Annotated in this window: 9 protein-coding genes; 4 read left to right on the top strand and 5 right to left on the bottom strand. The window is 36.0% G+C overall.

The window, feature by feature from the left end; translation table 11 throughout:
• Window positions 1-81: 81 nt before the first annotated feature.
• From H6W52_RS05865 to H6W52_RS05845, 5 genes are all read right to left on the bottom strand, one after another.
• Window positions 82-2,181 carry a T9SS type A sorting domain-containing protein gene (locus H6W52_RS05865; protein ID WP_116097006.1) on the bottom strand — a complete coding sequence of 700 codons (2,100 nt, stop codon included), beginning with the start codon at window positions 2,179-2,181 and terminating at the stop codon, window positions 82-84.
• Window positions 2,182-2,705: 524 nt separating this feature from the next.
• Window positions 2,706-4,274, bottom strand: a complete 1,569-nt coding sequence (locus H6W52_RS05860) for a hypothetical protein (RefSeq protein WP_116097008.1) — start codon at window positions 4,272-4,274, stop codon at window positions 2,706-2,708.
• Window positions 4,275-4,284: 10 nt separating this feature from the next.
• Complete coding sequence (locus tag H6W52_RS05855) at window positions 4,285-4,881, bottom strand: hypothetical protein (protein ID WP_228457537.1); 597 nt, start codon at window positions 4,879-4,881, stop codon at window positions 4,285-4,287.
• A 482-nt stretch (window positions 4,882-5,363) separates the two neighbouring features.
• Window positions 5,364-7,043 (bottom strand): ribonucleoside-diphosphate reductase subunit alpha, encoded by a 1,680-nt coding sequence (locus tag H6W52_RS05850; RefSeq protein WP_256038072.1) that lies wholly within the window; start codon window positions 7,041-7,043, stop codon window positions 5,364-5,366.
• A 481-nt stretch (window positions 7,044-7,524) separates the two neighbouring features.
• A complete protein-coding gene (locus tag H6W52_RS05845; RefSeq protein WP_076395970.1) occupies window positions 7,525-8,499 on the bottom strand; it encodes a ribonucleotide-diphosphate reductase subunit beta in 975 nt (324 codons plus the stop codon).
• 427 nt (window positions 8,500-8,926) lie between these two features.
• On the opposite strand from H6W52_RS05845, the gene H6W52_RS05840 reads away from it, so the two are divergent.
• From H6W52_RS05840 to H6W52_RS05825, 4 genes are all read left to right on the top strand, one after another.
• On the top strand, window positions 8,927-9,616 hold the full coding sequence (locus H6W52_RS05840) for an ABC transporter ATP-binding protein (protein ID WP_076395968.1): 690 nt from the start codon (window positions 8,927-8,929) through the stop codon (window positions 9,614-9,616).
• Between the two features lie 98 nt (window positions 9,617-9,714).
• Complete coding sequence (locus H6W52_RS05835; RefSeq protein WP_116097010.1) at window positions 9,715-10,944, top strand: ABC transporter permease; 1,230 nt, start codon at window positions 9,715-9,717, stop codon at window positions 10,942-10,944.
• Between the two features lie 127 nt (window positions 10,945-11,071).
• The gene (locus H6W52_RS05830; RefSeq protein WP_116097012.1) at window positions 11,072-12,343 is read left to right on the top strand and encodes an ABC transporter permease; all 1,272 of its coding nucleotides are present in this window, start codon (window positions 11,072-11,074) and stop codon (window positions 12,341-12,343) included.
• 28 nt (window positions 12,344-12,371) lie between these two features.
• On the top strand, window positions 12,372-13,568 hold the full coding sequence (locus H6W52_RS05825; protein ID WP_116097014.1) for an efflux RND transporter periplasmic adaptor subunit: 1,197 nt from the start codon (window positions 12,372-12,374) through the stop codon (window positions 13,566-13,568).
• The last annotated feature ends 620 nt before the right edge of the window (window positions 13,569-14,188 follow it).

Below are 14,188 nucleotides of genomic sequence, written 5' to 3'. Positions count from 1 at the left end.
ACTCTTTTAACAAATATAAAACAAAAACCACAGAAAAATTCCATGGTCTTCTCTTAAAAAAAACTGTTTGCTGTTTGTGAATTACTGTTTAATAATCTTTTTGGATATCTCTGTTTTATTGGTTTTTATTGTTACAATATAATTTCCGGAAGGATGAGCGGAAAGGTCAATTTTCATCAGTTCATTATCGCAGTCCTGATTGTATATTACTCTTCCCAGCACATCAATTATTTTTACATTTTTAATAGGCTCTTCAGCTTTTATCATTACAAAATCTTTCACAGGATTCGGAACAATTCTGATTTCTTTTTTGCTGTTTTCGGAATCTTTTGTGCTTAAAAAACCTCCACAATTGGTAGTTAATGTAATGTCGGCATAAAGAGCTTGTAAATCAGTTAATTGAGCGTTGTCTACACACATTGCCAAATTTGGATTGTAATTTATAAAATCAAAACCATCTTCAATGGAGCCGTTTCTTACATTTACATAGGTAAGATTTGCCATGTTCCATAAAGTAAGATACTTGAAGCTTGGTGAACTTGAAAAGTTCAGTTGTGTAATTTGAGGGCAATTAATGAAATATCCGTTTTCCAGCTTATTATTGGCTGTTGTATTCACCTGTGAAATCAAAGGCATATTTTGAAGACCGAGATATTCTAATTTTATATTATTTAAAGTATTAATGGAGGGTAAAAAATTATTATCAGACAGATCTAAAGAAGTTAAGGCTACACAATCTGATGTATTTAAATTATTTATTTTGGTAGATTGTATCGTAATTTCTTTCATACCTGTGCATTGAAGGAGATTAACTGTATTTAATTCCGGGAAAATACCATCACTCATTGACGCGTAATAACCGATAGATAATTTCTGTATTCCGGAACAATTCTGGATATCCAATTCTTCAAGATTCTGATTGTTTCTAAAAATAAAATTGGTTAGTGCTGTACAGTTTCTTGCTGTAATTTTCTGCAGATCATCATTTCCCTGTGTTCCCACCGTATTAGATCTGTCAGTTTTTAGAGCCTGAAGATTGGCAAGATTATTCACATTCACTGTGTTCATATAGCCGCATGAATTTGTAATATCAATATTCTGAAGCATTGTCGCTGTGCTGAAATTTACAGCATTAGTAATAGGCTGGTTGAATGCCTTTAAAATTTTAAGTTTTGGTAAACCTGTAAGATTTAATGAAGCTACATTTCCAAAATATACTCCTGAAGTTGTATGATAACCATATCTGTTATAAAATGAACAATCAAGTTCTTCCAGGTTCATTAATCCCGCCGTTGTAAAATTAATAGAAGAGGCATTTAATCCCTTGATTTTTTTAAGATTTGCGGAGCCATTTACATTGGCTGAAGAAAAATAAGCTCCAACACTGTAATAATGATCCGTATCTGCTGCAATTTCTTCAAGATTCGTGCAGTTGGTTGCTGTAAGATCTATATTTTGATTATAAACCTGACTCAATGAAGGTCCACTGTTCCCATTCACCAAAATATTAGTTAGTGAATTTAAATTTTGAAAATGTAATTTTTCAAGTTGATAACATGAAGTTGCTGTAATTGAAGTGATGTTATTGCAGTTTTCAAGATATAGCTGTTTGATTGTTTTTTCGTTTAAAACAATATTTCCTATAAGTTGCGGACAATTATTAAACCTTAATATAGAAGTTGTTCCGATGTAAGGATTAAGATTAGATAAAAATTGATTAATATCTTGAACAGACGAACAGCTATTAAAAGAAAAATCGACCAAAACATTTTGCGCAGTTCCCGTATTATCTGTGAAACCGCCCGTTCCCGTGTACAAAACTTTTTTGATCTTAGAATTATTGGTAAAACTGATAACTGCAGACTTGGTATCATTGATATACAATTCTTCCATATTGGGAAAAAGAAGAGCATCTGTAATTTGATCGGGAAGATTATTAAAAGCAGGAGTTCCGTTTAATTTTATATTTAAAACTTTAATTTGCTGTGCCTCCGAATCCTGAATTTCGCCATCATTATTTGCATCTATTGCAATATAATTTCCACTAAGGTTTTGTGCAATCTGATTGCCCGGATTTGAGCTTAAAAGTAAAGCTTTGAATTTCGAATCTGTAAAATTAAGATTTTGGGAGTAAGCTGTGGAAAAACAGCCTACACAAAGGGTGAATAATAATTTGTTCATGATTTGAGTTTTTATTACATCAATTTCTTTTTTTCATGTGTATTGAAATTTGATGTTGCAAAAGTACCTCTTTTTTGAATTGTCTCTTTTTTGAAATTTGTTTTAAATAATTTGATTATGAATGAATTTGGTCGTAATTATTATATTTTGTCTTGCTTTAAAATAAAATATAAATTAAAAAATTAAGAAATAGTTTAATCTCTATAAAGTGATTTGAATAATGGACTTAAAAAGACTTAAGTATAATTACAATAAAGCAAGCTCAGGTGAATAGATGATGTTATTATTGGATAATTTATACATGATAAGCTGTACAAAGAGCTGTTTTTTTGGTCAGTGATTTCTCATAATCATTCTTAGTAACAAAATGTGAAATCTCCCCAGAAAATGCTGTAATTTCTTATATAATATAGTTTTAAGCATAATAAGATTTATAAAAATATAAATGATATTTTACATTTAAGACTAAACAAAAACCACAGAAAATTTCTGTGGTCTGTCTGGTTATATAATTTAGTTAAGGTTTACTTTATGCCCTGAGTTACCATTTTATTAGAAACTACCGAATAAACACAACCTGTTGTCTTTAAAGTAACTGTAATGGTTGCAGGAACCGATCTGTACGCTGTGTCACCATACGGTTCAACAATATTACCGTTAGAATCTTTTAAAGTTTTTCCTTTCACGGTATACGTCATGGTTGCAGTTCCGGTGAAGCCGCTTGAAGGATAGAAAGTTACAATTCCTGTACTTTTATTATAGCTCCATGTTCCCTGCGGAGTTACTTTTCTGCGGTATAAAGTAAGATCAGTATCACTTGTCTTTGTAAAGCTGAATGTAGTTTTATCAATATTATTTTTACTTCCTGTAGGAGGAGTTGTTATACTGATGGAGCCTTTGTAGGCAATATCGTTATCCAAAACCGGAATCGAAACCGGCTGAAGCTTACAGGTTGTTGCCACATCATCATTTGTAACAGCGGAATAGGGAAGTGTTAATTTCACATTTCGGATAATATGCTGTTGATACGCTGCTCCGGTTGATGCCGCAAAACCAAGTTTTAAAACCGAAGGTACTGCAGCATTTAAAGTCTGGTTTGTAGCCGCGCCCTCAGTATCGGAACTGTTAAAATCTGTTACCGCAGGATTGGCATTTTCACTGTATGGAAGCGATGTTTTGTAATGATAATAATTAATAATATTAATCGGTGTTCCGTTTTGTGTGGTCTGAATATCCACTTTTATATCAAATCCGTCTGTAGTAGTTGCTGTTACAAAATGAGGAATCAGATCCAGATATACTTTTCTGAATTCTCCGCTTCCGTTTCTCAGATCAAAAGTAGAAGCCAGTGTATTGGTGGTTGCAGCATACGATCTGTCTGCCTGTAATATTCTTCCTACCGTTCCTGTATTGCTTAATGTAGATCGGGTTACCAAAACCGGATATCCTGTGTAGCCATCTCCTAAACCATTGCTGTTGATGGCGGCGCCTCTTGCTCCTCTTAAAGTAACGTGGCTGGATCCCTGGCTCCATGTTACTCCGGCAATACCGTTAACTCTGGATTCCCCCTGAAAACGTTTGGATTTAAAATTTCCGAATTCATCCAGCGCAATTCCGAGATATGCTCCCGATAAACCGGGTTTTCTGAATGAAGCATAATCATTTTTTGCTCTGTTATAAGCATATCCCAAACCTGCACCGGAAGATCCGATTGTAGGATTGGTGACAGATCCGTCGTACAGGAAAAAAGATAAACCGTCACCATATGAACCGCTGAACGCAGCGCCGGATTTCATATCGTATTCAAACTCTACGTGTAAACCATTTACCGAAGTAAAAGTTCTGCCGTTAATAAACAATCCTCCGAACTGACTTGAGCTTGCCGGCGTAAGCTGTACTCCTGTTGCAGTATGAGAAGCATTTCCCTGTATGGTAAGCTCAGATGCCGAAGAAGCATTCATTAATGAGCTTGAGTAAGAATAAAATCCGTAAATACTCGCAACTTCAGTACTGTCTGTCTGTGCGTACACGAGACCAGTAAGCAAAGTAAAGATAAGGCTCATCACCGATAGCCCTCTGAAATTCTTTTTCATGATGTTTTACTTATTTTACGACAAAAACAATGTTAATAAAAGAAGCAGGTGTAGCGTTTGCCAGTACATCATAATTTAAAACTCCCGTACTGCTGATGCTGTTAATCCTGAATACAGTAGAATCATATCCTGTTACATAATAATAAAGATCCGTTGCGTTAGGAAAAAAAGGAATGGTTGCCGGAGCCGAAGTACTTCTTGCATTGGACGGAATATTCGAAAACTGATTTTTATACAATGTATATAAATCTTTCGTTTGTCCGGCAGCGATGGTAGTCGTATCAAAAACAACACTCGGCATATAGAAAAATCTTGCGGAATAAGGAGATAGACATACCCAATCCGGAGATGCCGGAGTTCCTACATTCTGGCTGATACATTTTTTGTTGGTATCGAAAATAACCAGTCCTGTTGCAGGATTGGTAACCAAAGAAAGATTACTGATTCTGGGGAGTAAAAGTCCCTTTGAATTACTTGAAATGTCTAATGAAGAGCTCGGATCGGGTGAACTTGTGTTAATACCGACTTGTGCAGTAATGCCATAAGAGAGCATTACCAAAATTAGAGTGATAATTTTGTACATTTTAGAAATAATTTTTGTGTTCATACCATTGATAAGCTTTTTACCAATAGCTATTATTTGATTAGGTTTTTTTATGTGTTTTTTTATTTTGTAAACAGATTCAATGGATCTATTTACAGCTATAACTTTTTATTTTGGTAATTAAATTATGAATAGAGTGTTGTGTTTTTTTATTTAATAAAATAATATTTATCTTATGATTTAATGGAAGTTTACTCTTCGGTAGTATATTTTACAATGATACAAATCTTAAAAATGATCATTAAAAATATTTGCAAATATACTAATATTTTATTTCAAAAAATAATCAAAGTACAGAGATGCAATAATTTTATTCACCGATTCGGGATTGAAAGTGAATTATTTTCAATGTTTACAGATGATTACGATAAAAAAATATTTTCTCTATCTGTATGTTAAAATTGTATTAAAATTTTTCTTAACATAAAAAAGCACGCTGAAAAAGCGTGCCCGATTGAATATGTAATGTTTATTATTTGAGTATCTTATGCTTCACAAGCTGTGCAGGTAACAAAGTTTACCATCATTTCTTTAGAAACAGAAGAACTTCTTTGATAATAAAGGGTTTTTACACCTTTTTTCCATGCCTCAATATAAAGATAGTTCACATCTTTTACCGGCATTGTAGAAGGGATCTGCAGATTCAGAGACTGCGCCTGATCAATGTATTGTTGTCTTTGGGCTGCCTGAGAAATAATCTCCATCGGAGAAATTTCCTTGAATGTTTTAAACACTGCTTTCTCTTCATCCGTTAACTCCTTCAAATGTTGTACCGAACCGTGATTCAACATGATCGTTCTCCACGTTTCTTCGTTATCAAGCCCTTTTTCCTCCAGTAATTTTGCAAGATATTTATTCTTACGCATGAAGTTTCCTTTCGCAAGACCAGCTTTATAATAATTCGAAGCAAACGGCTCAATTCCCGGAGAAGTCTGTCCTAAAATCGCAGAACTTGATGTTGTAGGCGCAATTGCCATGGTTGTCGTATTTCTTAATCCGTACCCTTTCAGCAGTTCCGGCTCTCCGTAAATATTGGCAAGCTCTCTTGAAGCTTGTTCCGCCTGTTCTTTGATTCTTCTGAACGCTCTTGCATTGAATTGTGTCGCCTCAAAACTTTCAAAAGGAATCATATTTTTCTGAAGGTAAGAATGATATCCTAAAACTCCTAAACCAAGCGCTCTGTGACGCATTGCGAAGTTTCTTGCACCCTGAAGATAATAGTTTCCTTCCGTTTTGTCGATAAATTCAGATAAAACCGCATCTAAGAAGTAGATTGCTAATTTTACCGCGTCTGTATCTTTCCATTCATCATACAATTCCAAGTTCATGGAAGATAAACAGCAGATGAAAGACTCTTCTCTTGTAGAAGGAAGCATGATTTCAGAACAAAGGTTACTTGCATTCACAGTAAGTCCTAAATCTTTGTAAACCTGTGGTTTATTTCTGTTCACATTATCGGTAAAGAAAATATAAGGAAGCCCTTTTTGCTGACGGCTTTCCAATACTCTTGCCCAGACTTTACGCTTTTCCATATCGCCATCAATCATATCCTGCATCCAGTAATCCGGAACACAAACTCCCGTAAATAAATTCTGGATCGGACTTCCGATGTCTTTGATGGATAAAAATTCTTCAATATCTCCGTGATCGATGTCTAAGTAAGCTGCAAAAGCCCCTCTTCTTACGCCACCCTGAGAAACAACGTCCATTGCTGTATCAAAAAGTTTCATGAAAGAAACCGCTCCCGAAGATTTTCCATTGTCGGTAACCGCAGTTCCTCTGTTACGAAGTTCCCCGAAATATCCTGAAGTTCCGCCCCCGATTTTGGTCTGCATGATGACTTCGCCCATTTTATGGGTAATTCCTTCAATGCTGTCCGGAATATGAACATTGAAACACGAAATAGGAAGACCTCTCTGTGTTCCCATGTTTGCCCAAACAGGAGATGAGAAACTGATCCATCCTTTCGTGATCATTTCCTTGAAAGCAGGCTGAAGTTCCGGCTTATATAATCTTTTGGCAGCAGCAGTGGTAATCCTGTCGATGGCTCCGTCTACAGTTTCACCCTTCAGCAAATAACCTCTGTTCAGCATTTGCTCAGACTCTTCATTGAGCCACCATATGTTGTTGTTTTGTTCTTCCATTGTTGTTGTATATTTTCGAATTCCCGAGCGGTTTGAAGGCTCAGGAATTTTGTTTATTTAATTATTTGTCATTGCGAGGAACGAAGCAATCTCTTCATGAATTTTCGTCTTAAACTATTCTTAATTATTTTAAATTTTAATCATTAAGATTTTGGTTTAGAATTTAAGAATATTAAGTGAATCATTATTTTTAGATGCTTCGATAGGCTCAGCATGACGCCGCTAATACTATCTGTTTCGACGCTCGCTTCGCTCGCGCTTTAATCACTAAGTCTTATATCACTAAGTCTTATTCTAAATTACTCAACATTTTATTTTTTGTTAAGTATTTTTGCAAAATTTAAAACCAGTTATTTTGAATCACCGGGTTTGTGTATATGAGGTTTTAATTCGGGATGTTTAGGTTGCGTTTCTGGCGTGACCCTTCTTCTTCTATCTGGTGTCCCGTCTGATTTATCGGGTTTAGGTCCTGGTTTAATAGCTGTAATTACGTTCATAAAATTTAAAATAAATCGTTCGCAGTAATACTCTTATCGTGCTTTGTATAATCTACCGGTCTTTTAGCAAAGAAATCATCCATAGAATTGGCGAAAACTTCCTCTTCGAACCAAACCATCGGTCTGTACTGTTCCGGAGTTACGTTGTATCTTGTTTTCATGTTGATCTTCTTTAAACTGTCGTCTACACGGTATTTCATGAAGTTTAAAAGATCTTCTTTAGAAACATTGTCGATTTCACCCAGTTCAAAGATCCAGCTTAAAATATCACCTTCTCTTTCAATGGATTCATCAACCAAAGTATAAATATCTTCGATATCGCTGTCTGTTAAAAGATCAGGCTGTTCTTCTCTGATTTTGTTGATTAAGAAAATTCCTGCGTTGGCGTGGATCTGCTCATCTACGGAAGTCCATGCGATGATGTTGGAAACATTTTTCATAAACCCTTTAAATCTTGTGAAAGAAAGGATAATGGCAAATTGAGAGAAAAGAGAAACGTTTTCTACCAGAATACTGAAAAGCAACAATGCAGAAACATATTCTTTCGGTGTTGCAGAATTCGCGTGTCTTAAGGCATTTCCTAAAAATTCAATTCTGCTTTTTACGGCAGGAATTTCAACTACGTTAAGGAACTCATCGTTATATCCCAAAACTTCCAATAATCGGGAATACGCTTCCGAGTGACGGAATTCGCATTCTGCAAAAGTAGCTCCCAAACCATTCAGCTCAGGCTTTGGAAGGTGAGTGTACAGATTTCCCCAGAATGTCTTTACAGACACCTCAATCTGTGCAATGGCTAAAAGTGCATTTTTTACAGCGTGTTTTTCGTGCGGCTCCAACTGCGAATGAAAATCCTGAACATCTGCAGTAAAGTCCACTTCGGAATGCACCCAGAACGATTTGTTGATTGCCTCTACAAATTGAAGAACCTCAGGGTATTCAAATGGCTTGTAACTTACTCTCTTATCAAAAATTCCCATATTAAAATGTCTTAAAAATTAAAATAAATAGATCAATGTGGATAACGTTCAAAAAATAATCAATATTCTGATTTGGTGCAACTTATGTGTGAAAGTTATCAACCACGGAAGCGATTTATTTTTTGATCTGTGCAAGCACAAAGTTCGAAAAAAAGAACTGTAATAAAAAGGGCGAAACACTAATTCGTTGAGTTTTAGCCTTAAAAGTTTTCCACATTTACATGAAAGCCCCTTAAATATTGACTTACAAAGTATTATGTTAACAAAAACGTGATTATAGGCAGGATTTAATTAAACAAAAAAATAAAAAGTGCTTTGAATAAAGAGTTTATCTGTTAAACAATTAATTAAATAAAGATTTTTTCAATATTCGTAACAAATTAAAAATTCTGTCTACTTATTGGGTATAAAAAACATACACCGCTTAATGTTAGTAATTCAGGATTTACATAAATCATACGATACCGGAAAAAGTAAGCTGCACGTTCTCAAGGGAATTAATCTTACGATTTCCGAAGGCGAATTTGTATCCATCATGGGAAGTTCGGGTTCAGGGAAATCCACACTTCTTAATATTATTGGTATTCTCGATGAAAAAGATTCCGGAACGTATGAGCTGGACGGAGTTCCTATTGAACATCTGTCTGAAGTAAAAGCTGCCGAGTACAGAAGTAAGTTTCTGGGATTTATTTTTCAGTCTTTCAATCTTATCGGCTACAAAACAGCTTTGGATAATGTCGCGCTTCCGTTGTATTATCAGAATGTTCCGCGAAAAGAGCGAAATCAGAAAGCCATGGAATATCTGGAAAAAGTAGGACTTGCTCAGTGGGCAAATCATTTACCGAACGAGCTTTCCGGAGGACAGAAACAGAGAGTTGCCATCGCAAGAGCTTTAATTACCGATCCGAAAGTGGTTCTTGCCGATGAACCGACCGGAGCACTGGATTCCAAAACTACGCATGACATCATGAAGCTGCTTCAGGATATCAACAGCGAAGGAAAAACCATCATTGTTGTTACCCACGAACCCGATGTGGCAGCGCAGACAAAAAGAAATGTTGTTCTCCGCGACGGAATTATTGAAAGTGATGAGTTTATTAAACAGTTGGTGCTGTGAGGCAGGAGGCTGGAAGAAAGAAGTTTAATTAATAGAATAAATCAGCGGAAAAGCAGGAGAACCTCAATCATCCCGCTTCCCGCTTCAAACCTAAGAATATGTTCGATTTAGATCGTTGGCAGGAAATATTCAGTTCCATTCGCAGTAATGTATTGCGAACGGTACTTTCCGGTTTTACTGTGGCTTTGGGATTATTTATTTTCATTGTTCTTTTCGGAATCGGAACTGGGCTGCAAAATGCTTTTACACAGGGCTTTGCGAGAGATGCCCAGAACCTTATTTCCATTGTAACAGGAAAAACAACGATTGCTTACAACGGTCTGCAATCCGATCGTCTCGTTACAATGAATAATGATGACTACGATTTTCTGGTGAATGTTGATAAAGAAAAAGTAGGAAGCTCTACGCCGAGATATACCTCGAATTTGCTGGTAAAATATGGCAAAGAAAGCGGGAATTATCAGATTAACGGGGCAAAACCCGAAGAGCAGATCATCGAAAACCGAAAAATGCTGGAAGGTCGCTATCTCACTCCGACAGATCTCGAAAGAAAACAGAATGTTGCCGTAATCGGAAGAATGGTTCAGCGCGACCTTATAAAAAACGGAAATCCGGTAGGAAAAGAATTGGACATCAACGGAACCATATTTAAAGTAGTCGGAGTATTCTCGGACGACGGCGGAGACTGGGACGAAAGACATATTACAGTTCCGATCACCACTTTGCAGCAAATGAAGAAAGGTTCGGATACTGTAAGCATTAATTATATTGCATACAACGACAAATTAACACCGGAACAGGCGATTAAATATGGTGATGAATTAAAATCACGATTAAAAGCTCGAAAAAATGTAGCTCCCGATGACGAAAACGGAATCAGAGTCTGGAACAACGCCCAGAATATGAACGACACTTTTGCTTTCATGGCAGTACTTACAGGAATTGTCGGTTTCATCGGATTGGGAACTTTGGCAGCAGGAATTATCGGGATCAGCAACATTATGGTGTACATCGTAAAAGAAAGAACCAAAGAAATAGGAGTCCGTAAAGCAATTGGTGCAAAACCAAAAAGCATCGTTGCGCTTATCGTTCAGGAAAGTGTAGTGATTACCGTAATTTCAGGTTTAATAGGAGTGGGACTCGGCGTTCTGGCTTTATATTTAATAGGAGATAATCTGGAAGAATACTTCATTAAAAATCCGAGTGTAGGATGGGGACACATTATAGCCGCATTTATTGCACTGGTGTTTTCAGGACTGATTGCAGGATTTGTTCCCGCTTACAGAGCCTCAAAAATTAAGCCTATTGAAGCATTGAGAACGGAATGATGAAAAAAAGTGAATGGTCAATAATGAATAGGGAATTTGCCTAGCAAGAGAATTTAATCTCAAAAAAATTGACTATGGATTCGCAGAGATTGACCATTGATAGTATTAAAGAAATTGACATTAAGAAATGAACATTATATTTAAAAAAGATACTTGGCAGGAAATTTATTATTCCTTGAGAAATAATAAGCTTCGTACCTTCCTTACCATGATTGGAGTAGGTTGGGGTATGTTTTTGTATGTTAGTTTGCTGGGTGCTGCAAAAGGAATGGAAAATGGTTTCGATAAGCTGTTTTCAGGTTTTGCCACCAATTCTATTTTCCTTTGGGCGCAGAATACATCCATTCCTTATGACGGTTTCCCAAAAGGAAGACAGATGCACCTAAAACTTTCGGATATCGACATTTTAAAAAGAAAAATCACAGATATAGATTATATATCGCCTCAGAATTCAAGAGGAAGCTTTACCGGAACACCCGGAGAATTAATGTCCAGAAACGGAAAAAGCGGAACCTATTCTTTAACGGGAGATTATCCTGTAGGAAATAAAATTTCAGAAAAGAAACTGATTTTCGGAAGATATCTCAACGATGCCGATATTTCCGGAAATAAAAATGTAGCGGTAATAGGAGAAGAGATCTACAAAAACTTTTTCGATTCCAAAAAGAACGAAAATCCTTTGGGGAAATCCATTAATATAAAAGGTATTTTTTTCAACGTAATCGGAGTATTCAGGATCAAAAAAAACGGAGGTTTTGAAAATGATCAGTCGGTTTTTATTCCACTTTCCACTTACACAAAAATGTACAATGCAGCAGATAACATTGATATGTTCGCGATTGTAAGCAAGCCCAATGTAGATGTAAATTCAGTAGAGGAAAAAGTAAAACAGGAGCTTAAATCCAAAAATAAAGTTTCGCCCGATGATACCAATGCCTTCGGAAGTTTTAATTTAGGTAAAGAATTTAAAAAACTGACGGGTTTCTTATCCGGAATGCAGTTGTTAACCATTATTGTGGGAACTTTAACCATTCTTGCCGGAGTTATTGCAATTTCCAACATTCTTTTAATTACGGTAAAAGAAAGAACCAAAGAAATCGGGATCCGAAGAGCTTTAGGAGCAAAACCTTCAGAAGTAAGAAACCAGATTCTTCTGGAAAGCGTGGTCATTACACTCTCTTCCGGATTGCTCGGCTTTATTTTCGGGATTTTTGTTCTGATGATTCTCGATATTGCCACAAAAGGACAGGATTCCTTCCCGTTCTACAATCCTACAGTTAACTATGGAAACGTATTTGCTGCAATGGCAGTGATGGTGGTTTTGGGATTGATAATCGGGATGATTCCTGCACAGAGAGCCGTTAAAATCAGACCAATTGAAGCTTTAAGAACTGAATAAAATAATTTAAATAAAAAATAAACTATATATGAAAAAGAAATTCACTTGGAAAAAAGCCATTTATATCATTTTGGGGCTTTTGTTTGCAGTGGCGCTGTTCTCGGGGATCGGGTATCTTGTAAAGTCCAATTCTAAAGAGAGTGAGGCTTTCCTTACCAGAAAACCGTCTGTTCAGAATATGGAAGATAAAGTGATGGCAACAGGAAAAATCGTTCCCAAAGAAGAAATTGAAATCAAACCCAATATTGCCGGAATTATAGATAAAATTTTGGTAGACGAAGGAGATAAAGTGGAAGTGGGGCAGCTAATTGCAACCGTAAGAATCGTTCCGAATCTTTCTGAGGTTAATAATGCACAGCAAAATGTTAATAATCAGCAGCTTCAGATCAGCAATGCAAAACTGAATGTAGACAATATGCGCAAACAGTTTGAAATGCAGGAAAGACTTTACAAGCAGGGAGTCGCTTCCAAGCAGGAATTTCTGAATGCACAGCAGCAGTTGTATTCTACACAACAGGCTTTGAGAAACGCACAACAGCAATTAGTGACTGCTCAGAAAGCCTTACAGATCGCAAAAACGGGATCTACTCCTGAATTGCAGGGCTTGGCAACGACCCAAATCCGTTCAAAAGCTTCAGGAACCGTTCTTGAAGTTCCTGTAAAAGTAGGAAGTCAGGTTATTGAAGCCAACTCGTTCAACGCCGGAACTACCATCTGTTCCATTGCAGATCTGAATTCATTAATCTTTCAGGGAGAAATTGATGAAGCTCAGGCTGGAAAATTAAAGCAGGGGATGGATATGAATATTGTGATCGGCGCGCTTCAGAATAAAACATTTCCGGGAAGATTAACCATGATCGCTCCAAAAGGAAAAGATAATAACGGAACCATTAAATTTCCTGTTGAAGGAGATGTTTTCAATCCGAATAATGAATATATCAGAGCAGGATTTTCTGCCAACGGAGAAATCGTTCTGAACTCCCAGAAAAATGCCTTGCTTTTAGATGAATCTTTAGTACAGTACGAAAAGAAAAACGGAAAAGACCTTCCTTTCGTTGAGGTAAAGCAGAAGGACGGTAAATTTAAGAAAGTCTATGTGAAATTGGGAGCAAGTGACGGAATCAATGTACAGATATTATCTGGAATTGATAAAAACGCAGATGTGAAAGTTTGGAACCCTTCCGATAAAGACAAAGAAGAGCTAAAAGAAAAAGCGAAAAAATAGTAAACTGACACTATAAATTTTTAAACTGTAAATCCCGGGAAACTTCTCGGGATTTTTTATTACGCATAATATAAAGTAGAATTAAATGTGTAATTGTAGATTCTAACCGTATAATAAAGTCAATTTGTAAAAAGTATGACTATTATATATTAAAGATTATATCTGTCGTTACTTCCTTTATTTAGTGTTTTCAAATAAAACTCAAACATTAGTTTAAATTTCCCCAAAATATTATTACAGTGTATCAGTATTTTACGTATAAATATGAATTAAAAGTGAAATTAAAGTTAACAAAACTTGTTTTGCGTTACAATAAGTTGTTATCTTTGCCCCACTGAAAACGAGAGAGGATCAGTAAGCGCAGAAGAGCTTTTAGACAAGCATATAATTTACGATTCCTGAAAAGATGCGATGCATCTTTTTTAAGAGATTCTGGTATTTTCCTTCATTATTTTAAAATAAAAAAAACTTAAAATAAAACTTGCGGGAATAAAAAAGATCAGTATCTTTGCAGTCCCTAAACGGGGAAGCGCAGGAGTGGATGATTGAGGTTTAGAGAGGAGTTAAGGTTACAGAAAAAACTTTAAAATTTTCTTTCAAAACATTTGGTCAGATGAAAA

It is taken from the genome of Chryseobacterium sp. C2(2020) (genome assembly GCF_014218915.1).
In the GTDB taxonomy this organism is placed as follows: domain Bacteria; phylum Bacteroidota; class Bacteroidia; order Flavobacteriales; family Weeksellaceae; genus Chryseobacterium; species Chryseobacterium mucoviscidosis.
This window is presented reverse-complemented; position numbering and strand designations above follow the sequence as displayed.